The sequence below is a fragment of the Sporomusa sp. KB1 genome (assembly GCF_007830295.1).
Lineage (GTDB): Bacteria > Bacillota > Negativicutes > Sporomusales > Sporomusaceae > Sporomusa.
Genome location: NZ_VLKC01000002.1, coordinates 1260246 through 1285431, shown reverse-complemented (window position 1 = coordinate 1285431; position 25186 = coordinate 1260246). Strand labels below are relative to the sequence as shown.

The following is a 25186-nucleotide window of genomic DNA, read 5'->3' as shown; positions in this document are numbered from 1 at the left end:
AGTTTTTTCATCTGGTTTGTAGTGGTTTATCTGGTTTTCTGGTCTATATCTCACAGGGTACGGAAGAATCAACATGTTAAGTTTGGAATAGGTTGTTTGAGATTGTCGTGTATAGTTTAGTGCTATAGGGATGGATGCGAGTAAAAACAGGTAGGAAGGTCAAACTTCCTACCTGTTTTATGTTGTTTGCCAATAATGAAAGGCTTCATTAGGTTCAGTACCAATATCTGTGTCACCAAGTACAAAGTAGGGGTGTAAACATGTTGGTAGTGAAATCAACCAGTGGTTGTATTTCTTTCAGATGTCTGCAACTACGGCTAGGTAGACTTTGACAGCAACCAACGATACAATGGTAGTGTCAGTCTGATAGAATCGAAAAGGGAGAAAAACTATGTCTAATGATAATACTATCGGTCAGCGTATTGCTTTGTTACGAAAACAACGGGGCTATACGCAAGAACAAATCAGTTTGACATTGAATGTCACACCACAAGCGGTTTCCAAATGGGAAAAAGGCAATGCTTTGCCGGATACCCCATTGCTGCCGCTTTTAGCGAAGGTGCTTGGGACATCAATTGATTGCTTGCTGACAGGCGGTAGCCTAAAGGAAAAAGTAAGCCCCTATGATGGTGAATATAAGAAAGAAGAATATTATTGGGGACTTCAGCATTCCCTGCTTGCTGAGCAAATTGTAAAAATCATGCAGGATAAGGTAAACAAGAGCTTATTAGATATTGGCAGCGGTGAAGGACGGGATGCTGTCTATTTTGCTAAATGCGGTTTCCAGGTGGATGCATTGGAATTTTCAACTCCTGGTACCCAAAAAATCAGGCAGTATAGCCAGGCAGCTGGCTATGAGGTCAATATTCTTCAGGCCGATATGATCGGATATGAGCTTGCTGTTGCTTATGACGTAATTTATTCTCATGGTTCACTTCAATTTTTGCCGTTGGAGCAACGGCAGAATCATTTTGACAAATATAAACGGTATACGAATATTGGCGGACTTAACGCACATTTACTATTTGTTGAAAAGCCGTTTATAAAGACCGCGCCTGATTGGGAAAAAAACGAGTTTTTCTATTTGTCTGGTGATCTTGCTAAGTATTATTATGACTGGGAAATCCTTTGGTGTGAGGAACAAATTATAGACTGTAATTCGGCAGGAATACCACATCAGCATGCGGTAAATAGCATAATTACTAGAAAAATAGAAGCCTAAGAAGTACAGAATTGTGGATTTTCCTCAAAAACAAAAAATATGGCCATAGCTGATAAAAATTCACTGTTATACCCGTCAAATTTACAACTAATGATTGACAAGGTAGTTTACATGTGTGATAATAATATCAATATTTTAGCTGATCATAAAAATGAAGGCAAGAAATATCAATTGATATTTCTTACCTTCATTTTTTATTTTGAAAATTCTATCAATAAAAGGAGAATAAAAGCAGATGTATATTACCAACTTACAAAAGACAAAACCAGCCGCTACACCGGCAAATCTAGAGGCAGATCAAATCCCTGTATCGGTACAGTGGCTTTTGGGTGAACCGGAAGGAGCACCTAATTATGAATTACGCTATCTTTCCTTTCCGGTAGGCGCGTATACAGTCTATCATGATCATCAGTGGGAACATGAAGTTTTTGTTGTTAAAGGTACAGGAAAGGTTAAAACTGAACAGGGAGAAACGGCGATAAAGGCCAATGATGCTGTTTTGCTGTTGCCTAACGAACCGCATCAAATTATCAACACTTCATTAGAAGAGACTTTGGATATTATCTGTGTCGTTCCTAAAGGTACTCGTACATTTTCGTGTCAATGCGGCTAAATCTACAAGGAATTGGTAGTTCATCGTTGCACCTGAAGGAGGAGGGCCATTTTGATCGAGATATATAATTTGCAAAAATCATATGATAATACGAAAATTCTAAAAAATATTGATTTAACCATTCTTGATGGCGAAATTTATGGACTTGTTGGCCGAAGCGGTGCAGGTAAGTCGACTTTATTAAGATGCATGAATGGCTTGGAACAGTATGACTCTGGCAGTTTAAAAATTAATGGCTTTGAAATTAAAGATCATAGTGCTCAGGAAATAAGGCAGTTTAGAAAAAATATTGGCATGATTTTTCAACACTTTTCGTTAATGGAGAGAAAGACAGTTTATCAAAATATCGCACTACCGATGGAATGTTGGAATTATCCTAAAAAGGAGATTGATAAACGGGTAAAAGAGCTATTAAAAATTGTTGACCTTGAAGATAAAATTAATGAACGGCCACGTTCATTAAGCGGTGGGCAAAAGCAAAGAGTGGCTATTGCCAGAGCTTTGTCACTAAATCCAAAAATTCTGCTTTGCGACGAAGCCACTTCTGCATTGGATCCAAAAACCACACAGTCTATATTACTGCTTCTTAAGAAAATTAATGAAACCTTAGGAATAGCTGTCGTTTTGGTTACCCATCAAATGTCGGTAGTAAGACAGGTCTGCAACAAGATGTGTATTCTGGAAAATGGCGAAATTACGGCGAAGGGGGCCGTAGGTGAGATTTTTATGAAGCGACCGCAATCCTTAAAGAACCTTTTAGGTGATGACGAGGAAGAAGTTTTGCCTCTCAATGGTACCAACATTAAAATTACCTATACCGAAGCGAGTGTCAATGAAAGAGTCTTGTCCGATATGGCGCAAAAGCTGGGTATTGGCTTTTCTCTGGTTTGGGCTAAAACCGAAAAATACCGTGATATGGTCTTAGGGTGGGTGATTATCAATGTTGATGAAGCCAATGTGCCGGTTGTCGGCGAATATTTAACCGGTTTAAGGGCCAGGTGGGAGGTTTTAAACAATGAGTCACAGTGAGCTGTATCAACTTTTTTCGACAATCTTCATCCCTGAATTTTCAAAAACGATGTATATGGTTGTTGCTGCCACGCTGCTGTCGTCAATCATTGGTACTTTATTAGCCATTATATTAATCGTTACCTATAAAGAAGGATTAAAGCCCAATAAACATATCTATCAAATATTAACTACAGTGATTAATGTTGTTCGCTCATTTCCTTTTATCATATTAATTGTAGCGATTATTCCTGTGACTCGCGCCATTGTAGGGACTTCTATTGGAGAAAAAGCAGCCATCGTTCCTTTGACGCTCGCGGGTGCCCCCTTTATTGCCAGAATTATTGAGGCAAGTTTACGGGAAGTGGATAAAGAACTTATTGATGCTGTAAAGTCTTTTGGTGCCAGTAATTTTCAAATTATCTTTAAGGTCATGCTGCCAGAGGCCATACCCTCTGTGATTTCAGGCATAACCTTAGCGATTATATCCATTCTAGGCTGCACAGCCATGGCGGGGGCTGTAGGTGCCGGCGGTCTGGGAGCTGTAGCCATAACATATGGCTACGCAAATTTCGATAACACCATTATGTACGGGACGGTTTTTGTGCTCATCATTTTCGTCCAAATAATTCAATCGTTGGGTAATTTTTTATACAAAGTATTAAAATAAAAAATGGAGGATGTACGATGAATTTTAAAAAAATAATTGTATTCGTATTAGTCATTGGAACTTTGTTATCACTAGTAGGTTGCGGCAAGACACAAGATCAGGCCGGTACAAAGCAGCCGGAAAAAAAGAACATTATTGTAGGAACTTCACCAATTTTTAAAGATATTTTACTAGCTGTAAAAGACGAATTTGATAAAGATGGCTATACTTTAGAGGTTAAGGTGTTTGATGACTTGGTAACTCCTAATATTGCTCTGCAAGAAGGAAGTATTGATGCCAATTTCTATCAACATGAGCCTTATCTTGATCAATTTAATAAAAATAAGGGCACAAATTTAGTTAAATATAATGGCGGTATCGTAAAATATTTTATGGGTATTTATTCCAGCAAAATAAAAAATGTTAATGAATTAAAGGATGGAGCTACAATAGCAGTTCCTAACGACCCCAGCAACCGGGGCAGGGCCTTAAAGGCACTGCAGGCTAATGGCTTGATCAAAATTAAGGAGGGGGTAGATCTGCCAACAAAATTAGATATTGTCGAGAACAATAAAAATTTAAATATTGTTGAAATGGATGTATTAAAACTGGTTACCTCTTTAGCAGATGTTGATTGTGCAACAATTATTTCAGTTGTAGCGGCGAATGGAAAACTGGATCCCAAATCAGCAATTGCTACAGAAGCTCCCAGTGAAAGCGATAAATATGCTATCGTTATTGCTCTCAACAAGGACAAACATAATGAAGCAATAGCTGCCAGATTGGAAAAAGCTTTGAAATCAGAAACACTTAAGAAATTCTTAGAAGAAAAATATCAAGGTGCCGTACTTCCGGCATTCTAATATATTCCGTACATTATATTTGCTTGAACGTATCACTGATAACGGCGAAAAAAGGTCTCAACCTTTATAGTGAACTGCACCCTGTCAATTTTGACAGGGTGCAGTTCACTACAAGCTATGCGTGGTGGTATAATAAAAAATATGATCGAGCCAGACATGGCTTTCAAAAGCAGTTTCAAAGTGAAATAGCCGGAACGGAAACATATCTGGCGGGAGTGCTAAAAATATGTCAGATGAGAAAAAGATAGTTGCCATAGGTGATTCTATCACCTATGGGTTTCCTTATTTACCATGCTTGTCATGGGTTCATTTAGCCGGTGAGGAGTTAGGCCTTTCGATAATTAACAAAGGTGTAAATGGCAACACTAGTTCACAAATGGTGGAACGGTTTGACTTTGACGTTATCAGCCAGTTGCCATCCCATGTAATTATAATGGGTGGTACTAACGATGCTTGCGCCAAAGTTGAGGCGGAAGAAGTACATAATAATATTCGTTATATGGTAGAAACAGCTTTGCAATATGGAATAACGCCGCTGATTGGTTTACCAATACCTTGTATGTATCCTCAAGATGAATATATTCTGGGGCTATACCGCGAAGACATGCGGGAGTATGCGCTCATGAATAAGTTAACTGCAATTGATTTTTATACAGCCTTTTTGAAAAGTAAGCGACCACAAGTGGAATTCTACGCAGATGTGCTACATCCTAACGAACACGGTTATAAAGTTATGGCAGGGATTGCTGTCAAAGCATTACAAACGCAAATGTCTAGGAAATCCTAATACAAAAAAGCAGAGGAAAAATGAGACATAGCAGAGACGCCCCCGGTGCTTTAAAAGTATTGGGGGCGTTTCATATTCCGTGGGGATTCTACCCCGTCTGAAATAACGCCGCCTATAGCGGCGGAAGTCTTAGCTCATCGACTAAGCTACAGAGCCAGTTAAACGATTCTGCTTGCGTTCATTATTATAAACACCTCCAATATATTAGTAAGGTCGCTTGGTAAAGTAGTGATATTGTGCCGACCGTCGATACTATTTAAAGCGGAAGTTAATGCTGCTTGAAAACTGGGTGTTAATACCACATCCGGATTAGACGAAACTAGGGCACTAAGGTTGGTATATAAAAAAATTTCGAGCTCGTCGCCAATATCAGGACTGATCATTGACTCTGCTCTAGAAAGTGAGATTTTGTTCATGTCGACACCTCATCCCAACTAATAATATAGTATATGTGACCACATCTTCTCCAAACACATATTCAGCAATTCCAAAGCTTGCAGACATACGAATGGTATATGCATTTTCATTTGTAGAAATGGCTCGGTGTATGCTATGATTTTGCTATGTTTGGCAGGAAAAGCGGTTGGGGGGACAGAAAGGTTTTCTTGTGATGGCGTATAGGAATGTTGCAAAAAGTAATATACTTGGTGTTTAGATAATTGTATTAGGTTTTCGGCAGGAAAAGGGTGTAAGATGATAGAAGACGTAACAAAAATAGCCATTTATTGTATTAGTTGCTGGGAATGACTACTACAAGATTGCAAATAAAGCATATTGCTGTTTCTAGTTATTGAAGGAGAAGGAAAAATGAAAGAGAATAATTCTGGCGACAAAAATTATAACCAGCAATCTGGAAGGGAATCTTCTGCATCAGTGGCAAAAGCCGCTAGGCTTGTCTTGACAACAGAACATACCGACGGTAAGCAAGAACAGCGGCAGGATTGTCCAATCACTGCTGAACTTTCGCGGGGAGACAAATCCCGGATTATTGCAAGCCCTGTAGCTGACGACGAGTTGTTCCCGGACGGAACCATGGAATTTAATCGAATTATTGCCTTGTTATGCAAAACCAGTGGTATTAATTTCTCTGAATACAAGCAGCTAACAATAAAACGGCGGATCATGCGACGGATGGGCTTGCTTAAGCTCGACAAGCTTGAAGATTATGTTGCTTATTTGCAGAAAAATGGTGCAGAACTTATCGCTCTGCAGCAAGACCTGTTGATCAATGTCACGAAATTTTTTCGTGAGCCACAGGCATTCGAAACTTTGAAAAAGACGGTATTTCCATTTGTTGTAAGCGCGGCCGCAACCAACGTGCCTATCCGACTATGGGTGCCTGGCTGTTCAACAGGTGAGGAAGCCTATTCATTGGCTATCGCTTTGCTGGAATTTTTAGAGGACAACAATGTTGATAGGCAAATCCAGATTTTTGCCACCGATATTAATAAAACGGTTATCGACAAAGCACGAGTTGGAATTTACCCTAAGACAATCATGACCGATGTTAGTCCAGCACGCCTTAGCCGTTTTTTTATTGAAGTGGAGCAGGGCTATCAGGTCAGCAAGATGATTCGTGACATATGCGTATTCGCTAGGCAGGACATTGGTCAAGATCCGCCTATTTCCAGGGTGGATCTTGTCAGTTGCCGCAATGTGATGATCTATTTTGGGTTGGCCTTGCATAAGCGAATATTTCCGATTTTCCATTATGCTTTGAATCCTAACGGCTTTCTAATTTTGGGAGCGTCGGAATCTATCGGTGTATTTGCCGATCTGTTTTACCTGGTGGATAAAAAATGCAGGATTTATACAAAAAAATCGGTAGCCACACCGCTGATGTTGGATTTTTTGGCTGCTGAACATGCGATAGCGTTTCAAAACCGCAGCAAGGACGAGACAGACGGGTTGAGCAGTGGTTCTTGGCTGGATGTGCAAAAAGAGGCTGATAGGATTGTTCTCAGCAAATACGCTCCGGCCGGTGTTGTTATCAACAGCCAACTGGATATTATTCAATTCCGGGGCCGGACTGGTGTTTATCTTGAACCGGCATCAGGAATACCGAGCGTAAACCTGCTGAAGATGGCCCGGGACGGTTTGTTTGCTGGACTGCGGGCAGCTGTGAATCAGGCTAAAAAAGAAAATATACTGGTTAAAAGGGAAGGCCTGCATGTTCTCCAGAACGGGCAGTCATTTCCGGTTAACGTTGATGTTGTTCCGATCACGGGGCCGTTTTCAAAAGGAGAATATTTTCTGGTATTGTTTCGGGATGGTGTATCACAGCCACTGCCTGATAGGGCTAACAGTGCCATTGCGGCACCGGAATTGGTACAACAGGCGAGGGCTGCCGATGAAATCCTGCGTCTGCAACAGGAAGTTGCCGCCACGAAGGAATACTTGCAGTCGATCATTGATCAGCATGAAGCGGCCAATGAAGACCTTCGGTATGCGAACGAAGAAGTACAATCAAGTAACGAAGAATTGCAAAGCATGAATGAAGAAATGGAGACATCCAAAGAGGAACTGCAGTCGACCAACGAAGAGTTAATGACCCTGAATGAAGAATTGGAAACCCGCAATATGGTATTAAACCATGTTAACAATGATATGATCAATCTGCTGCGTAGTATCAAGCTTCCGGTTTTGATACTTAGCAGTGATTTGCGTATCAGGCGTTTCAATGCGGCTGCTGAAAAGGTATTTAACTTGATTGGCACCGATGTCGGACGGCCGATTAGCAATATTAAGCCGAACATTGATGTTCCTGATTTGGAGCAAATGAGTCTCAAGGTAATTGACACGTTAAACAGTATAGAACAAGAAGTTCAGGATCGATGGGAGCACTGGTATTCTATGCTGATACGTCCCTATCGGACTACAGATAATAAAATTGATGGTGTTATTATCACCTTTGCCGATATTGATGTCATTAAGCAAAGCATTAGAGTTGCCCAGGAATCCAGGGAGTATGTTGAAGCTATTGTGGAAACTGTAAGGCACCCTATGGTGGTACTTGACGGCGATATGCGCCTGCAAAAAGCCAACAAGGCTTTTTGTCATACCTTTCGGATGACGCTTGCAGAATTGACTGGTGAATCCATTTTCCAAATCAAAAACAACCAGTGGAATTTGTTAGAACTGCGTACCCGATTGACTGAACTTTTGGATCAGGATAAAGCGTTCGAAGACTTTGCGGTTACCAGCGACTTCCCTGATAGCGGAAAATGTACCATGTTGATTAATGCCCGCCGGATTATAAATTCACACGACAATACCAAGTTGATTCTGATGGCTTTTGAAATTGTTGTCTCATAGTTAGGATAACGGTAAAACAAAATCGTCAAGTAAATGTCAGGATAATGCCAGGGATGCCTGGAAAAACCGGGGAACAATGTACCCGGTCAGGAGGAAGCTATATGACCAGCTCAGATGATAATGAAAAGCGGGGAGCCCTTGCTATCGAGAAACCGGTTCTATCTTCGGATGGAACAGAAGAACTAGAGCAGCTAAGAGCAAAATTGCAGGCTAAGGAATGGGACTTGGAGATTCAGTGCCAGGCGATGCAAGAGGCTCTCGTGGAGTTAGAGGAATCCCGCAACCGCTATGCTGATCTTTATGATTTTGCACCGACAGGTTACGTGACTTTTGACGAAAAAGGCTGTATCAAAGAGATTAATCTTGCTGGCGCGGCTTTATTAGGTATAGAGCGATCACGCCTGCTAGGCATGCCGATGACTGTTTTTCTCGATAAAGGTAGTTATAAGCTTTTTTTTGATCATCTGCATTCATGCAGGCTGACTGGTAAAAAAGTAATTACCGAATTGGAAATAATATCAAAAAGTAATGCGATTATCTATGCTCAAATTATCAGTGTGCCACTGACGGGTGTGGGTGGTTATGGATCAAATTATCGGTCAGTTATCTCCGATATCACCGAACGTAAGTTCATGGAAAAAGAGATGTCCCGCATAGAAAGGTTAAATCTGATTGGGGAAATGGCTGCTGGTATTGCCCACGAGATCAGGAATCCATTGACAACGGTAAGGGGGTTTCTACAGTTCTTCCTCCGAAAGGCCGAATTTTCCCAGTTTGATTCGCGGCTCAATTTAATGATTACCGAACTGGACAGAGCAAATTCCATCATTACAGAGTATCTTTCTCTAGCCCGGAATAAGCTGCTTGATCAGTCGCTGCAGAATCTGAATACGATTGTCCAAAAGCTATTGCCACTATTGGAGTCAGATGCTCTGCTTAATGAGAAGTGGATTGTTACGAAGTTGTCGGTCGATATTCCTGATTTGCTTCTGGATGCCCAGGAAATGCGTCAACTAATTCTCAATTTTGTCAGGAATGGGTTGGAAGCCATGTTGCCGGGAGGACAATTGACGATTGGCACGTTTGCGGAAGCTGAACAGGTGGTCTTATATATCCAAGATCAGGGTATCGGTATTCCACAGGAAATTGAGCAGAAATTAGGTACGCCCTTTGTGACAACGAAAGAAAATGGCACCGGACTGGGGTTGCCGATATGTTTCAGCATAGCCAATCGGCATAATGCAAAAATAGAGGTTAAGACCGGAGACTCCGGGACTACTTTTATGGTAAAATTTCCGCGTAACCAACCGTGATATGTTGCAACAAGAGTGAACTGGCAAATAGTATAGTAAACATAGAAAAAGGAGTCTTGTTATGCCAATAGCGCCTACTCCGCCAACAAAACCCACGCCGCCTATTGCACCTACGCTTACTCCGACAGGCTCCCATACAGGGTCTGATATTGCGCCGGCTTCTTCGGGTAATTCAACCCCGAATTCGGGTAAACCGGTGAGTACGGAACTTTCAGGCACGGCCAAGAAACTAGATGAATTAGGAAAGGCTTTTCAGGGAAAGTCAGCACCGGCTAAGGATGGCGAAAAGTCAGCACCTGCTGCAGCTACGACAAACAAAACAAATAGTATAAAGGCAGCTCCCGCCGCAGGCTCTGATTCTCAGGCTGAGGTTTTGGCGCAGACTGCTGTTCCGGCGAAACCGCCAGTGGTAAGCAGCAAGCCGTCTGGATTGAACTATCTTCCTTTTATTGGGGTAGTAGCAATTACTGCCGTGATTTTAGTGGGTTTACGCTTATTTAAAAAGAAACCAACACAACAGTGTACGCTGAGTGACTATGCTAAGAAAACAGCCACGGTAACTAATAAAGAGGGCCTAGATATAGTTGTATCGCCACAGACGACAGCACCTAAAGCAGAAAAACACTTTGAAGTGCGAGTGTAGTTTGACGAGAGATGGAGAAATTTGGCTTTAAACTGAAAAACACCTAGTTATGAACAAATAATTAGGTGTTTTTCAGTTTAAACAATGCTTTTTCCGGTTGCATATTGTAGACAGGGAAAATATTATATAATATAATTAAAAGTACGTTTAAAATGTATTTTTAAATAAGTTAGGGAAAGGATGTGAATATAACGAAAAAAGAGATATGCACAGATAAGCCAACCGTTAATAAACTTATTGAAGCGGCCATTCCTTTATTTGCAACTAAAGGGTTAGCTGCTGTTTCAGTAAAAGAGTTGGCTGATGCTGCCGGGGTTAATATTGCACTAATCTCATACTATTTTGGCGGGAAAGATAAATTGTATGCATTTGTACTAGAAAGCCAATTAGCGATACTAAGAGATGCCATTGATGCTATCAGCAAAGAAGAGATTTCAGCTGTTACGAAACTAAGACGATTTGCGGAGATACTGCTTGTCACTAATAAAAAAAATCCATACATAGACCGTTTATTTTTCACGGAAGTATTCAGTCCGACCAAATATTTTGACAGTCTGGTGAAAAGCGCTACACATCATTCGCATCTTTTTTTGCAGGGTTGTATTGAAGAAGCGAAAAGTAATGGTGAATTTAGATCAGATATTGATTCAGATCTTGCTGCCATGTCGCTGTTGAAAATATTGAACTTATCCTTTACGGCTCAGGATCTTTTTAAAGAATTGATGCCAAGCAAACAAAATATTGCTGCGGAGTATATGTCACAGGCCATTGAAATCTATTTAAATGGCGTTGCCAAGCGCTCTTAAAAACAGCAAAAATGGGAGGGGAAAATGGTGAATAAAAAAAGTATCCTATGCCTTGCTGTACTATTTCTAATTGTAACGGCAGGCTGCAGCAAACAACAGGCGACCGGTCAACCGAAGGAAGTAGCAGTCAAGGCTATGCAGGTTATGCAGCAGGATACACCTGTTACATATGAGTTTGTTGGCGAAATTGTAGCAAAAGATGAAGTCCAAATCAAAGCGCAGGTTACTGGCAATATTTCCCGCAAACTATTCAATGGCGGCGACACGGTTCAAGCCGGGCAACCATTGTATGAAATTGATCGGCGCAAATATGTAGCGACAGTAGCCGATTCGCAGGCTCAGGTCGCACAAGCGCAGGCTTCGCTGAGCAACATCCAACGCGATGTTGTGCGGTATCAGAATTTAGCTGATCAAGGCGGCATTGCTGTTCAAACTTTGGATACGTCCAAGTCACAGGCCGAACAGGCTGCAGCGCAGGTAAGCGCATATCAGGCCAAATTGGACCAGGCCCAGAATGATTTGTCAGATACGGTAGTTGTATCGCCGGTAAATGGCCGGATTGGTGTAGGTGAGTTAAGTGTCGGCGGCTATGTTCAGGCTGGCAGTACAGTGATGGCAACTGTTTCCACAGTAGACCCTGTGCAGGTTCGCTTCAGTATGAGTGAAAATGAATATCTAAAATTCGCCCAAATGGGCAATTCGCCTGACGCCTGGGGACAAAACCTTAAGCTGGTTCTCAGCAATGGGAGTGAATACCCGATTACTGGCCGTCTGGAGCAGGTTGACCGGGGAATGGCCAACCAAACAGGTACGTTGGCGATGAAAGCTTCTTTCGGCAACCCGCAGCAATTGCTGGTACCGGGCATGTTTGCCAGGATTGTGGCAAACGGCGAAACCAGGCAGGGGGCATTGCTTATTCCTCAGCGTGCTGTTCAGGAATTGCTTGGCAAAACTTTTGTTACTGTTGCGGGGGCTAATAGCGAAGCAGTGACTAAACCAGTAAAATTAGGACCTAAAATTGGCAATTTGCAAATTGTTGAAGAAGGCCTTACCGTCGAGGATGTTGTTGTTGTGGAAGGGTTTGCCAAAACCCAGCCGGGAACTCCGCTCAAAATTACCATGATCGGCCTTAACGATCTGACTATTCCAGGCACGAAGTAGGGGGGCGGATTCATGGCAAAGTTTTTTATTAATCGACCAATCTTCGCGATCGTCATATCCATACTTATTGTGCTGGCAGGTGGTATTGCTGCTTTTTTCCTGCCAATTGCCCAATATCCGCAGATTACGCCGCCACAGGTCAGCGTTAGTACTTCATATACTGGTGCTAACTCAGATGTAGTAGAAAAGACAGTAGCTCAAGTCATCGAACAACAGGTTAATGGTGTAGAAGGCGCGGTATCCATGACCTCAATTAGCGCCGATACCGGCCGCTATTCACTTAATGTTCAATTTGAACTGGGACAAAATCCTGACATGGTGACGATGTACACTCAAAACCGGGTGGCGCAGGCTAATGCCGGTTTGCCTCAGGATGTGCAGCTTACCGGGGTAACAACCCGCAAGGTTTCACCCGATACGGCTTTGTTTTTTAGTCTTGTTTCACCGAATGCCAGCTATGACAGTGTGTTTCTCAAGAATTACGGCAGTATCAATATTATTGATGACATTCGCCGGGTTAAGGGTGTAGGTGATGTTAGCGAATATGGTTCTGACTTTAGTATGCGTGTTTGGCTCAAACCGGATAAATTGGCACAGATGGGAATTACTGCTGCCGACATTGTTAGCGCTATAAAAGAACAAAATGTGCAAGCGCCAGCTGGTACAATTGGCCAACTTCCGTCGGTGGCAAAACAGGAATTCCAATATACGGCCAGTGTCCAGGGCCGTTTGATTACCGAAGAAGATTTTAGAAAAGTTATCGTTCGTTCGCAGTCAGATGGTTCGGCTATTCATTTAGGTGATGTAGCCACAATTGAATTAAGTGCCAAAGATAATACTTTTAAGAGTAGCTTTGATGGCGCGGAAGCTGTTGTTTTTGCAGTCCAATTAACAACAGAAGCCAATGCGCTGGAGACAATCAGTGGTGTACGGCAAGTTATTGAGAGTGCATCAAAGCGTTTTCCACCAGACATGGAATACCGTATTCTTAACGATAGTACCAAATATATCCGGGAATCCCTGGAAAAGGTATTCCATACTTTTGTAGAAGCCCTTGCGCTGGTACTTGTTATTGTATATCTATTCCTGCAAAATTGGCGAGCCACTTTGATTCCTATGCTGGCGGTGCCGGTCTCCCTGGTTGGAACGTTTGGAGCTTTCGTAGTGTTGGGATTTTCCATCAATACCCTGACCTTGTTTGCCATGGTACTGGCCATTGGCTTAGTAGTAGATGATGCTATTGTCGTTGTTGAGGCGGTTGAGCATCATATGCGCCATTCAGGCCTCAACCCCAGGGAAGCGACTATTCGGGCGATGGAAGAGGTGTCCGGTCCGGTTATCGCTATTGCTTTCGTGCTTGCGTCTGTTTTTATACCAGTTGCGTTTTTTGGCGGGACAACTGGTATTCTGTATAAACAGTTTGCGCTGACAATTGCTGTTTCCATGATGTTGTCAGCTATTGTGGCGTTGTCACTGACGCCGGCATTATGCAGCCTGTTGCTGCAGCCGTATACTGATGAAAAACGTACCGGATTGATGGTAAGATTTTTTAGCCGCTTCAACACTTGGTTTGAGCGTATTACTGAAAAATATTCCGCTGGTGTTCGGCAGTCTATACGCCGGGCCAGGCTATGGGGTATAGGGTTAGTAATAATCGCTATATTGTGCGGGGGGATGCTCAAGATCATTCCTTCCACGTTTGTTCCTACTGAAGATCAGGGTTTTATGTTATCTGTTGTTAGTCTGCCGGAAGCCGCCAACATGAACCGCACCAAGGCTGTTGCCAAACATGTCGGCGAAATCTTTCATTCGCTGCCGGGAGTAGAAATGACTGGATCAGTAGCCGGTTATGATATATTGGCCGGTGGGCAAAAGCCAAATGGCGCGATGGTTATTGTTGGCTTGCAGCCATGGGCAGAGCGTACAACACCTAATACGCAATTGAAAGCTATTATTGGGCAAGCCATGGCTAAGGTAAGCGATATACCGGAAGCTACTGTTTTCGCCTTTACTCCGCCTGCTTTGCCAGGTATTGGTACTGTTGGCGGTTTAACCTTTATTATTCAGGATAGAGGTGCCGCGACTATGGCAGAAATGAATGATGTCTCCCAACAGTTCATCTCAGCTGCCCGTAAGCGTCCGGAAATCAGCATGGCTCAATCAAGTTTCCGGGCTGATACGCCTTCGTACCGTTACGAAGTTGACAGGGAAAAAGCGAAAGCTTTGGGAGTTCCTGTTCAGGATGTATTTACAGCCTTGCAAACCTTTCTGGGTGGTGTTCAGGTAAATGACTTTAACCGATTTGGCCGTACTTATAAGGTTATGTTGCAGGCACAACCGGAATTCCGTGTCGACGTGGATGCAACCCGCTTCTTCTATGTGCGGAGCTCCGCCGGTACCATGGTACCGCTTAACACATTGGTTAAACCAGTTTCAACCAGCGGCCAGACATTGGTTAAACGCTATAACGGTTACCAGGCCATGCAAATTAACGCGACTGCGGCTACCGGCTATAGTTCCGGTCAAGCAATGAAGGCACTGGAGGAAGTATCCGCCGAGGTATTACCACAAACGTTTACCTATGAATGGGCTGATGCAAGTCGGGAAGAAAAGCTTTCCAGCGGGCATACACCGATTATCTTCGGCTTTGCGCTACTGTTTGCGTTCTTGTGCCTGGCTGCTTTGTATGAAAGCTGGAATATCCCCTTTGCCGTACTCTTATCTGTTCCCACAGGCATCTTAGGTGCAGCTCTTTCCATTTATGCCCGGGGATTTGAAAATAGTATTTATATGCAGATCGGTTTGGTTATGCTCATCGGTCTTGCAGCCAAAAATGCGATCTTGATTGTGGAATATGCTAAAGTCAGGACAGACAAAGGCATGGAACCGGTGCAAGCGGCAGTGGAAGCTGCCAGGCTTAGGTTACGGCCGATTTTGATGACATCACTGGCTTTCGTTTTAGGCTGTATTCCGTTAGCGGTATCAACAGGTGCCGGTTCTGCTGCCCGTTCAGCACTGGGAACAACGGTTGTCGGTGGCATGCTGTTTGCTACTAGTTTCAGTATCTTTTTGGTACCTGTATTGTTTGTGGTAATTGAATACGGGACTGCTAGAATAAAGGCTTTTAAAATGAATCGTACCAATTGATAGTATTGTAAAATAATAAAGTCGCACAGAAAATTAATCTGTGCGGCTTTTTATTTGCAATAAAAAGAGGGTAGATTTCTTGGTTCAAACAAAAAAAAAACATTTTAATAGTAAAGTGAATAAAGAGAATTGATGGTGGCGTTAAATGAGCGATAGGAGGTCTTCCTATGGAGATAAAATCTAGGCAAATCGAACTTGCACAGTCAGTGCCGGCCATTATCGGAATCCTGGCAGCCAAACGACAGGCATTAGTGGAACGGGCCGGAATGGAAGTGGCGGCAATGGTAGCTAAAGCTGGCTTAACGATACGTGAACAGCAGGCGGCCATGGCTGTAGCTGATTTATATTTGCGGTTTTGTCAGGAAGATGAGAATAATCAAAAGTGGAGCGAACTTATGGAAGACGCTATCCGGCGGGACGATACAAGGTAAATAGGGATGAGTTTTTAGGCATAAGACACGGAAAAACTACCAGGAACAGCCAGCTAAGGACTGTTCCTGGTAGTTTTTGTCTTATCAAGCCGGGTCAGGATATGAATTTTATGCTAATTATAGCAGGAAATTCATAGAAGTGCAGCGAAAATTGCGAAATATGATCAAATGGGGGAACTTAATTTTGCAATGGATATCGCCAAGGATGCTTACTGTATAAGACTATAGGAATTGCTATCCTGGTAATGCCTATAATTTTGGATTATATGGGGGAGGTTTAGATGAAATGTGTAAGCTAAAAAAATATGCTATTCTTTTTTGTACATTAGTAATTGTAATGGCGAATGCGTCTGCTGGGCTAGCAAATGGTATAGACTGGAGAGCTGGATTTGTAGAAATTGAAGGTTATGGAGTACCCGCTGAACAGGCACATTCTGCAGCGCAAGCACGTTTATTAGCATTGCGGGCTGCTAAAAGCGATTGTTATAGAAATATGTTGGAAATGGTCAGCGGGGTAAAAGTAGATTCGAAAACAACAGTTAAAGATATGATGGTCGCAAATGATACCATTCGTACACAAGTCTCCGGCTTTATCAAGGGGGCACAAGTTATTAAAGCTGATATGTTATATGATGGTTCTTATCGTGTCATTATGCGGGCGCCGCTATATGGAATTCAAGGGCTACAAGCAATTGTAAATATAGTGCCTGATACAGAACAATTCAATCTCGAAACATCACGTGTTATTTTAGACAATACAGGTGATACGGCTAACTTAGTTATTGATGATATTAATACGAACTTAAATTGGTATCAAGGCTCTAAAAATAAAGTAGCTGCAGGGAAAAAGGTCGATTTGGATATTGGTTGTTTCTATGAAACTTATCAGCATAAAGATGTCATGGATGCATTAAATAAGCAGTTTGGCGATTATAAAAATACACCATATATCAGTATTGATATTGATGATCGATCAGGTAATGCTCAATCTGGAGAAAATTTATTGATAAATGGGCAGAGGATTAATAATTTTAAGCGAATATTGATTTATTCCTATATTTATAAGGGGATTAATCAGTGGTCAGAGTTAGATGGTGTGGTTACCGTAAAACAAAGCGGAAAGCCAGATATCATTATTCGCTTAGATAAACCTGATGCTGGAAAAAATATGTGCGCGATTGCTGTCATTGAAAAAAATGGTGACAGTCAGTATAAAATCACTAAACTGGGCGATTATTTCAGCGGACATGAAGCAATGGATAATGCATATAATTGGGGACTTAACTGGCATCAAGGGAGAAAAGATTAATGTTCGGATTGGCAGCTGATACATTAAAGTAGTGGTAAAAAATTAAGCACCATAAAAAGACAAGGGGGAAGAGAAGATGAAAAGAAGTAAAATGTTATTTGTTATGATTTCGGCGATTGTATTATCTGTTATTTTTTGTGCTGGTGCATTTGCCAGTGGTAATGCAGATTGGGGTAATGGTGATATTACAGCCGAAGGTTATGGCGCGGCACCAGCGACAGCTAGAAATCCCGGACAAGCAAAAGCCCTGGCACGCAGAGCCGCTATTGTTGATGCCTACAGAAACTTAGGTGAATTTGTGGAGGGCGTACGTGTTGATTCGGAAACCTTCGTAAAAGACATGGTCGTGGAAAGTGATGTTGTAAAAACAAAAATGTCAACGTTAGTCAGGGGTGCCAGAGTGGTATCTGAACAAGCCAATTCTGACGGTAGTTATCAGGTGGTATTAAAAATCCCTATGTATGGTGGAGCTGATAGTCTGGCGGGTGTAGTCCTGCAAGATACGGGTGTAGTTGAACCATTTCCTGCACCTGTAAATCCAACATATTCTAAGGCCATTTCTGCTACACCAAGCATACCTGCATCTTCCCATGGATATACGGGACTTATCATTGATTGCCGTGGTTTCGGTTTAGAAAGGGTTATGTCACCGGTAATTCTGGATAATAATGATAAACCCATTTATGGTCATAAAAATCTAGATTATGATAAAGTAGTTAGTCGTGGGATGGCTGTTTATTCGGCAGATGGTGTTAATGATTTATCCCAGGCTGGAAGTAATCCCCTAGTAGTGAAAGCTGTGCGCTTAGCTGGTCAAAATTGCAATCCGGTTATTTCAGTGGAAGATGCGAATCGTGTTCTAATTGAAAATCAAGCGACTGGTTTTCTTAGTAACTGTTCAGTAGTATTTATTGAATAGCTAGTATAAATACTTAAGGATCCACGAGTATTCGTGGATCCTTTGCTGTAATGCTCCATCGTATTGTATGTAGCTAGAAATAGGACTTTTGTCCCTGGAACTGTTTTACATAGTATGTTATTCTTAAAGTAAGAAACTAAAGCATAAGGGGGAGGCTGTGACAAATGCTTGATTATTTGTTTACATTGTGTGCCTTTGGTGTTTTGATTCTGTGCTTTAGCGGTATCATTAGGGTTTTATTTGATAACTTATTTAGAAGTGACAAATGGTGATGTTTACAATCACGGATAGTAGGGGCGGTTCTGATTGGAATGAAGCTATCATTTTAATCAGAACCGCCCCTTTTGTGATTAGGAACTCTAGTACCTGTGATCTTTGGGGCTTATTTGGCTAAATATAATCCAGCCACGGTGGTTTTTGTGTTCTACCTGCCAGAATTGGCCATCGTCCGATTTGCTATACACCCGGACTACGTCGCCTAATTTTAGCGTTTCGATAACTGGCGCTGAGGGGGTTGGCTCAGCGAAGACTTTGACTTGATCGACGTTGGTTATTGCTGAGAAGACAGCTTGTACAGGCAAAACCATGCAAGTAACCAGCATAAGCAGTAGGAGTAGTTTTGGGAAGAAGGGAATTTTTTTCAAGGTAATTCCTCCAGTCAGGTAAGTCTAATGAAAATAGAATTCACCAAGTTGAAACATAAATCCTATGTGTCAGCCCTAAGTTTGTAGACAATTTTATTTATGATGAGGATTATCTGAAAAAACATGTAGGGATTTGGCATTTGGTTGCGAATAAATAAGTATGTTATAATGTGTTGCTGAGAAACTTCACAGAGTTAAAAAAGGGAGAGAAGCCCAATGACGGATATGATAGAGGATTATAAGTACTTGTTTGCCTTGCATTTGGAGGATATCAGCAAGCGTTACGGGTTACTTTATTATGATGTTCTTAGAGGTAAGATGCCGGCCGAGGTTCAGGAAGTATATGCGGAAGGCTTAGCTCGGGTGTTTGAGTATATGAACCTGCGCCATGGTTTAGAAATGGAAGAGGTTATGGCTGTTCATGAAACGATAATAGAAACCGTGCTGGTCGAATTTGTTATTGCGGCCTTGCATAACGCTACAGTAGACAATCCACAAGTGCTGCATTGATGTAAATGAAATATAGCTGTACCGAGTTGGTAGGAGGGGGAGTAAGTGCATATAAATATGGTTTATATGACGCGGGTGGCAATCCTGGCAAGTGCAGCCACAATTTTGATGCTGCTGGAGCTGCCAATTATTTTTATGCCGCCTTTTTTGAAACTGGATTTTAGTGATATACCGGCTATTATTGGCGCCTTTGCACTAGGGCCATTGGCGGGGTGTTTGATTGTGATGCTGAAAAACATCCTGCATGTAAGTAGTACACAAACGGCAGGTATTGGAGAGATGGCCAATTTTTTTGTTGGGACAGGTTTTGTTGTACCTGCAGCTGTTATTTATCGTCAAAAAAAGAATCGTACCGGGGCGATTCTGGCTCTTGCTGCCGGAACAGTTTCTATGACGCTGATGGCGGCGGCAGTAAATTATTGGGTTTTAATTCCACTATATCAATCAGCATTACATCTTCCTCTTGAGGCTATAGTTACTATGGGGAGGGTAGCGAACCCATTAATTGTTGATCTTAAGACTTTTATTGTTTTTGCTATTGTGCCATTTAATTTAATCAAGGGTAGTATTATTTCGCTAATTACCCTGTTGGTCTACAAAAAGCTTTCCCCAATTTTGCATTAATATAAGGAGAAGAGGATGACTGAAAAAAAGACACCTAGAGTAAAGACTGGAATTTATCGTCATTATAAAGGAAAGCTGTATCATGTTGTCGGTGAGGCTATTCATAGTGAAACTAGGGAGACGTTGATTGTCTACCGGGCATTGTATGGGGAATACCGGTTATGGGTACGTCCGAAACCTATGTTTTTTGAAAATATTGTACTTGATGGCAAGGAGGTCCCACGCTTTGCCCTGGAAGTAGAAGTTGACAATTAAGTGTAAGAATAAGGGTATAAAGGCCGCCAATTTGAGCGGCCTTTTGCTATACACGTTTGTCCGGCAGGGTGACATTGCCGGTGATTGCCAGTATTTGGCGCACGGCGACTTCCAGTGAACCGGTGTTTTTTACTACATAAGTGGCAGTTTGCCACTTATCGAACTCACCGGTGCTTTTGGCGTATTCAATACGACGGTTGATAAGCGCGTCAGCATCACCGCGGGCCAGCATGCGGGTTATGAGAGTATCATAGTCGGTCATAAGAAATATGGATTCAAGGCGATTGGCCAGCAATTTTTTTAACTGGGTAAGCCCTTGCATTTCAACAGCTACTAAGCTTACTGGGTAAAGTTTGACTTTGTCTAATACCTCTGCTTTACTCAGTCCGTAGAAATTTCCTGAGTATTCTACCCGCTCAATAAGCTCGGTTTTTTGAAAATCATCTTTACTAACAAAATAATAGTGAACACCATGCTCTTCACCGGGTCTGGGTTTACGGGTAGTATGGCTGACCATTTCGGGGATGGCATATTGGGCAAGCTCATGCAAGATACTGCTTTTGCCAGCAGCTGGGGGACCAATAAGGGCATAGACCTTGTTCATAAAAGACCTCCTTGTCGGTGTTGATACTAATATATCGTAAAAAAAAGCCGTTGAGTTTACTCCCAGAAGATCTTTGCCTAAACAGCTATATCAATGTTAGATATATTTTTTGGTCTATTTTTTAAGAAACATCATATACTGTTTATTGTGGTACTAATTTAGGAGGTGGCAGGATGCTGGTGCATATTCAGTGTGGGGCCGTAATGGAAGTGGATCAAGAGGGCAATCATATTTGCCCGAAATGTGGTAAAACCATTAAGCCCCGTATATCCCGTAAATAGGCGAGGACTTGTTGACTGTCCTGGGGATTTTTGCTACACTAATAAAATGCATAGACTTTAGTTAATAAAGGGTGACAATAGATGCTGCATGAATTTTCCCGGACAGAATTATTAATCGGCACAGAAGGCCTGAGTAAATTAGCAAAAAGCAAGGTGGCTGTTTTTGGTATCGGCGGGGTTGGGACATATGTTGTGGAAGGTCTGGTGCGCTCAGGTGTAGGTAAGTTTGTGCTGGTGGATGATGATTGTATTTGCCTGACTAATATTAACCGGCAGCTGCATGCTACTAGAAAAACGATCGGGAAGCCTAAGGTTGAGGTTATGAGGGAACGTATTCTCGAGATAAATCCCAAGGCAGAAGTCACTGTTTTTCAGGAATTTTATTTGCCAGATACGGCAGACAAACTGCTTGCTGACGATTATACGTATATCGTAGATGCCATTGATACCGTTACCGGTAAGCTTGATCTTGTTGTCAGGGCCAAAGCTAAAAATATTCCGGTGATCTCCTCCATGGGGGCTGGCAATAAGTTGGACCCAACACAGTTTGAGGTGACTGATATTTTCCGTACTTCAGTGTGTCCGTTGGCCAAGGTGATGCGTCAGGAGCTAAGAAAGCGGGGCATCACTTCGCTTAAGGTAGTCTATTCAAAAGAGGTGCCGCTTACCCCGGTGGAGACGGCGAGTTCTAGCTGCAGCAAAGGCTGCATTTGTCCGCAGGGAACAACGCGCAAATGTACATCGCGCCACCAAATTCCCGGCAGTATTGCTTTTGTACCGTCAGTGGCTGGCCTCATTATTGCGGGGGAAGTAGTAAAAGACATAGTTTTTGATAGAATGTAAAAGAAGCTTAATGGACAGGAGAGTCCATTAAGCTTCTTTTATTTGTTGGCACGTTTTTTGGTATACACTTCCCAAGCGCTCATAACCTTTTGCCGGGAATACTCCAGGCGTTTGGCAGTTACTTTACTGTTATTTCTTTCGCTCTCAGCTGAGAGATCGTAAAGGGTGTTGTTAAGGGAAGATACTAAGGCTGCCAGCAGTTCATGTACGTCATCGTTAGAAGTTTCCATAAAGTCAAGTCTCCCTTCGGGGATTTGCAATCTACTGATTGAGGGTAGATTGTAGTTTATTAAAAGTATAGCCCGATATTTATGCAAATGCAATAATAAGTCAAAATTGACCTGAAATTACATAAAAATTAAATGTTTCAAAATACTCCGAACTATTGCGGGTAACTTATAGCTATGGTATAGTTAATTCAAAAGATAATGAATTTTAGCGATGAAGCTATTGAGTAGAGAATTCTGCTCATAGCTTTTTATGTTTTTATGGAGAGTATTTTCTGCAGACAGTTTACTATTTTTAGTAAGTAATGAGGCTGACCACGGTTAGTTACTGGGGTAAGCCTTTTAATGGAGTGTAAATGTAATTTTCTTATTATAAGCCTACTTAGAGAAAGGAAGTGGCCCGTTTTATGACGCGCATGCTTACCGATAAACACCCCTGCTTTTCCAGTCAAGCCCAGGATCAATATGCACGCATGCATCTGCCAGTAGCGCCACGGTGCAATATCAGCTGCAACTATTGTAGTCGCAAGTTTGATTGTGTTAATGAAAGCCACCCTGGAGTAACTAGTGAATTGTTGTCACCTGCAGATGCGTTTGCCAAATTTGAACAGGTGAAAGCTGCTATCCCCAATCTTAGTGTGATTGGGATTGCTGGTCCGGGGGATGCTCTGGCTGATTGGAATGAAACCCGTGAGACTATTGAGCTTATTAAGAAAAAAGACCCGGGCATGCTATTTTGCCTGTCAACCAATGGCCTGCTGCTGCCCGAATACGCTCCGGAAATAGTCAAACTTGGTGTTCGTCACGTCACGGTAACTGTTAATTGTACTGACCCAATTGTTGGTGCACAGATTTATGGCGCTGTTAATTACCAAGGTACTCGTTATGTCGGGGCAGAAGGTGCAGAGATTCTTTTGAATAACCAGCAGGAAGGAATAATGTACTTAGCGGGGCATGGCGTTGCTGTCAAAGTAAATCTTGTAATGATTAAAATGGTTAATGATTGGCATATGCCTGCTGTTGTCAAAAAAGTCAAGCAATTAGGTGCTTGCCTTACCAATATTATGCCTTTCATTCCCACGCCGGGTAGTGTATTTTCCGGGCTGCCGCAAACCAATATGCGCGATGTTATGGCCATGCGAGTGGCTTGCAACGATGAACTGAAGCAGATGACCCATTGCCGCCAGTGCCGGGCAGATGCCATTGGTCTTCTAGCTAAGGATCGTAACAGTGAGTTTAGAAATTGTGTAGCTGCCACTCCGGTTGAATTGGTTGAACGCAAAGCATTGCCGTTTGTTGGTCATTACAAGGTAGCGGTTACTACCAAATTTGGCAAAATGGTTGATTTGAACTTCGGCCAAGCCAAGGAATTCTATATTTATCAGGTAAATAATAGCCGGTATGAGCTAATGGAAACGCGCAGCTTGAAGGAAAATTGTATTAGCGATGAGGACTGTGATGCCAAAGAGAAGCGGTGGGAGTCCACGCTGGCGGCACTGCGGGATTGTGATGCTGTATTGACTATGCGAATTAGCTATCAGGCGCAAAAACGTTTGTTGAAGCGGGGTATCATGTCGGTGGAATATTGCTATACCGTGGGAAGTGGGCTTTATTATGCCGTCGAACAACTTGAATTAAAGGAAGCTGCCAGATAAAGGTTTGGAAGCTACTGTTGCATGCAGAAAACTTAATTTTCGAACATTATTCGGAAGTGTTGCGGATGGGGTGCATCTATGGTATAGTGTGTTTAATAGATATTGGTTTTCAGCGATGAAGCTATGAAGTAGAGAATTCTGCTTATAGCTTTTTATGTTTTTATGGCAGCGTAAATTTCTGCAGATAGTTTAATAGTTTTAACAAGCAATGAGGCTTACCACAATTATTGACTGTGGTAAGCCTTGTCTTGTTATCCAACCAAAAGGTTAACTTTGTTAAAAGCAGGATCAGGAAGGGGGGTGATTATCTTCCATACAAATAAAAGGCTTCACGAGTACTACTAATACACGTGAAGCCACAGCAAATCGCAATCCCAAGCGGGCAGCAAGGGTTTATTGATCATGCCTATTATTATTATATTCTACACACTAACTTTTTTCAACAGATAAACCCGCCATGCCAAAATTATCGTTATAAAAAGAGGAGGAAGTTAACAATGAGACAGGTTGCTATTTATGGTAAAGGCGGTATCGGTAAATCGACTACAACGCAAAACACAGTTGCGGCGTTAGCTGAAGCTGGAAAAAATATTATGGTAGTTGGCTGTGATCCTAAGGCTGACTCTACGCGGTTACTCCTAAATGGACTTTGTCAAAAGACAGTACTTGATACACTGCGTGACGAAGGTGATGATATTGAACTTGATGCTATTTTAAAAGAAGGCTTTAAAAATACCCGTTGTGTGGAATCCGGTGGTCCTGAACCAGGGGTAGGCTGCGCTGGCCGTGGCATAATTACCTCAATTAATATGTTGGAATCGCTGGGAGCCTATACACCCGAACTTGAATATGTGTTCTATGACGTACTTGGCGACGTTGTTTGCGGTGGTTTTGCGATGCCAATTAGAGAAGGCAAAGCCGAAGAAATCTATATTGTAGCTTCCGGAGAACTAATGGCTTTATATGCGGCTAACAACATTGCCAAAGGTATTCAAAAATATGCAGCAACAGGCAAGGTTCGGTTGGGTGGCATTATCTGTAACAGCCGGAAGGTAGATAATGAATTGCCGCTCTTGAAAGCGTTCGCTGAAGAACTTGGTTCTCAGCTCATCTATTTCGTACCAAGGGATAACCTGGTTCAACGTGCTGAAATTCATAAAAAGACAGTCATTGATTTTGATCCTGAAGCCGATCAGGCCAATGAATACCGTGCTTTGGCAAAAGCCATTGACGACAATAAAATGTTTGTTATTCCTAAGCCCATGACGCAAGACCGTTTGGAAGAACTCATGATGCAACATGGCTTCCTTGACGCCATTGCCTAAGCTTAAACGACGAAAAATGAAGGAGTGAATGT

25 protein-coding genes are annotated in these 25186 nt (G+C 42.2%); 22 read left to right on the top strand and 3 right to left on the bottom strand.

Annotated features, from left to right (window positions below; genetic code table 11):
* Window positions 1–391 precede the first annotated feature (391 nt).
* The 15 genes from SALPA_RS09705 (at window position 392) to SALPA_RS09630 (ending at window position 18186) form a co-directional block, all read left to right on the top strand.
* Window positions 392–1222 carry a helix-turn-helix domain-containing protein gene (locus tag SALPA_RS09705; protein ID WP_145092911.1) on the top strand — a complete coding sequence of 277 codons (831 nt, stop codon included), beginning with the start codon at window positions 392–394 and terminating at the stop codon, window positions 1220–1222.
* Between the two features lie 235 nt (window positions 1223–1457).
* A complete protein-coding gene (locus tag SALPA_RS09700) occupies window positions 1458–1835 on the top strand; it encodes a cupin domain-containing protein (RefSeq protein WP_145092908.1) in 378 nt (125 codons plus the stop codon).
* A gap of 51 nt (window positions 1836–1886) precedes the next feature.
* Window positions 1887–2864, top strand: a complete 978-nt coding sequence (locus SALPA_RS09695) for a methionine ABC transporter ATP-binding protein (protein ID WP_145092905.1) — start codon at window positions 1887–1889, stop codon at window positions 2862–2864.
* Window positions 2851–3513, top strand: coding sequence for a methionine ABC transporter permease (locus SALPA_RS09690; RefSeq protein ID WP_145092902.1), 663 nt, complete (start codon window positions 2851–2853; stop codon window positions 3511–3513). The genes SALPA_RS09695 and SALPA_RS09690 overlap by 14 nt, the downstream gene beginning before the upstream one ends.
* 17 nt (window positions 3514–3530) lie before the next feature.
* The gene (locus SALPA_RS09685) at window positions 3531–4355 is read left to right on the top strand and encodes a MetQ/NlpA family ABC transporter substrate-binding protein (protein WP_145092899.1); all 825 of its coding nucleotides are present in this window, start codon (window positions 3531–3533) and stop codon (window positions 4353–4355) included.
* Between the two features lie 226 nt (window positions 4356–4581).
* Window positions 4582–5142 (top strand): GDSL-type esterase/lipase family protein, encoded by a 561-nt coding sequence (locus SALPA_RS09680; protein WP_145092896.1) that lies wholly within the window; start codon window positions 4582–4584, stop codon window positions 5140–5142.
* Between the two features lie 807 nt (window positions 5143–5949).
* Complete coding sequence (locus SALPA_RS09670) at window positions 5950–8457, top strand: CheR family methyltransferase (RefSeq protein ID WP_145092891.1); 2508 nt, start codon at window positions 5950–5952, stop codon at window positions 8455–8457.
* A 101-nt stretch (window positions 8458–8558) separates the two neighbouring features.
* Entirely contained in the window at window positions 8559–9770 is a 1212-nt protein-coding gene (locus tag SALPA_RS09665; protein WP_255451112.1) for a nitrogen regulation protein NR(II), read from the top strand.
* A 61-nt stretch (window positions 9771–9831) separates the two neighbouring features.
* Window positions 9832–10413, top strand: coding sequence for a hypothetical protein (locus SALPA_RS09660; protein WP_145092888.1), 582 nt, complete (start codon window positions 9832–9834; stop codon window positions 10411–10413).
* A gap of 182 nt (window positions 10414–10595) precedes the next feature.
* Entirely contained in the window at window positions 10596–11219 is a 624-nt protein-coding gene (locus SALPA_RS09655; RefSeq protein WP_145092885.1) for a TetR/AcrR family transcriptional regulator, read from the top strand.
* Window positions 11220–11243: 24 nt separating this feature from the next.
* The gene (locus SALPA_RS09650; RefSeq protein ID WP_145092882.1) at window positions 11244–12380 is read left to right on the top strand and encodes an efflux RND transporter periplasmic adaptor subunit; all 1137 of its coding nucleotides are present in this window, start codon (window positions 11244–11246) and stop codon (window positions 12378–12380) included.
* A 12-nt stretch (window positions 12381–12392) separates the two neighbouring features.
* The gene (locus SALPA_RS09645; protein WP_145092879.1) at window positions 12393–15527 is read left to right on the top strand and encodes an efflux RND transporter permease subunit; all 3135 of its coding nucleotides are present in this window, start codon (window positions 12393–12395) and stop codon (window positions 15525–15527) included.
* A gap of 167 nt (window positions 15528–15694) precedes the next feature.
* Window positions 15695–15958: a hypothetical protein gene (locus SALPA_RS09640; RefSeq protein WP_145092876.1), complete on the top strand. Its 264-nt coding sequence runs from the start codon at window positions 15695–15697 to the stop codon at window positions 15956–15958.
* Window positions 15959–16244: 286 nt separating this feature from the next.
* The gene (locus SALPA_RS09635; RefSeq protein WP_145092873.1) at window positions 16245–17267 is read left to right on the top strand and encodes an LPP20 family lipoprotein; all 1023 of its coding nucleotides are present in this window, start codon (window positions 16245–16247) and stop codon (window positions 17265–17267) included.
* A gap of 76 nt (window positions 17268–17343) precedes the next feature.
* Entirely contained in the window at window positions 17344–18186 is an 843-nt protein-coding gene (locus SALPA_RS09630) for an LPP20 family lipoprotein (RefSeq protein ID WP_145092870.1), read from the top strand.
* A gap of 359 nt (window positions 18187–18545) precedes the next feature.
* Here the strand turns inward: SALPA_RS09630 and SALPA_RS09625 are convergent, their stop codons facing one another.
* Window positions 18546–18830, bottom strand: a complete 285-nt coding sequence (locus SALPA_RS09625) for an SH3 domain-containing protein (RefSeq protein ID WP_145092868.1) — start codon at window positions 18828–18830, stop codon at window positions 18546–18548.
* A gap of 216 nt (window positions 18831–19046) precedes the next feature.
* On the opposite strand from SALPA_RS09625, the gene SALPA_RS09620 reads away from it, so the two are divergent.
* Genes SALPA_RS09620 through SALPA_RS09610 form a run of 3 tightly spaced genes read left to right on the top strand, consistent with a single transcriptional unit; the run spans window position 19047 to window position 20219 of the window.
* Window positions 19047–19340, top strand: coding sequence for a hypothetical protein (locus SALPA_RS09620; RefSeq protein WP_145092865.1), 294 nt, complete (start codon window positions 19047–19049; stop codon window positions 19338–19340).
* Window positions 19341–19385: 45 nt separating this feature from the next.
* Window positions 19386–19964 carry an ECF transporter S component gene (locus SALPA_RS09615; RefSeq protein WP_255451110.1) on the top strand — a complete coding sequence of 193 codons (579 nt, stop codon included), beginning with the start codon at window positions 19386–19388 and terminating at the stop codon, window positions 19962–19964.
* A 15-nt stretch (window positions 19965–19979) separates the two neighbouring features.
* Window positions 19980–20219, top strand: a complete 240-nt coding sequence (locus SALPA_RS09610) for a DUF1653 domain-containing protein (RefSeq protein ID WP_145092862.1) — start codon at window positions 19980–19982, stop codon at window positions 20217–20219.
* 46 nt (window positions 20220–20265) lie between these two features.
* Here the strand turns inward: SALPA_RS09610 and SALPA_RS09605 are convergent, their stop codons facing one another.
* A complete protein-coding gene (locus tag SALPA_RS09605; protein WP_145092859.1) occupies window positions 20266–20823 on the bottom strand; it encodes a guanylate kinase in 558 nt (185 codons plus the stop codon).
* Window positions 20824–20996: 173 nt separating this feature from the next.
* Here SALPA_RS09605 and SALPA_RS30265 point away from each other — a divergent pair, with 173 nt between their 5' ends.
* Window positions 20997–21104, top strand: coding sequence for an endonuclease Q family protein (locus SALPA_RS30265; protein ID WP_222427936.1), 108 nt, complete (start codon window positions 20997–20999; stop codon window positions 21102–21104).
* An 81-nt stretch (window positions 21105–21185) separates the two neighbouring features.
* On the top strand, window positions 21186–21947 hold the full coding sequence (locus SALPA_RS09600) for a ThiF family adenylyltransferase (RefSeq protein WP_145092856.1): 762 nt from the start codon (window positions 21186–21188) through the stop codon (window positions 21945–21947).
* A 38-nt stretch (window positions 21948–21985) separates the two neighbouring features.
* Here SALPA_RS09600 and SALPA_RS09595 read toward each other — a convergent pair whose 3' ends face one another.
* On the bottom strand, window positions 21986–22177 hold the full coding sequence (locus tag SALPA_RS09595; RefSeq protein ID WP_145092853.1) for a hypothetical protein: 192 nt from the start codon (window positions 22175–22177) through the stop codon (window positions 21986–21988).
* A 404-nt stretch (window positions 22178–22581) separates the two neighbouring features.
* Between SALPA_RS09595 and nifB the strand changes: the two genes are divergently transcribed.
* Both nifB and nifH read left to right on the top strand, forming a co-directional pair.
* Complete coding sequence (gene nifB, locus SALPA_RS09590) at window positions 22582–23829, top strand: nitrogenase cofactor biosynthesis protein NifB (RefSeq protein ID WP_255451107.1); 1248 nt, start codon at window positions 22582–22584, stop codon at window positions 23827–23829.
* 497 nt (window positions 23830–24326) lie between these two features.
* Window positions 24327–25154: a nitrogenase iron protein gene (nifH, locus tag SALPA_RS09585; protein WP_145092851.1), complete on the top strand. Its 828-nt coding sequence runs from the start codon at window positions 24327–24329 to the stop codon at window positions 25152–25154.
* The last annotated feature ends 32 nt before the right edge of the window (window positions 25155–25186 follow it).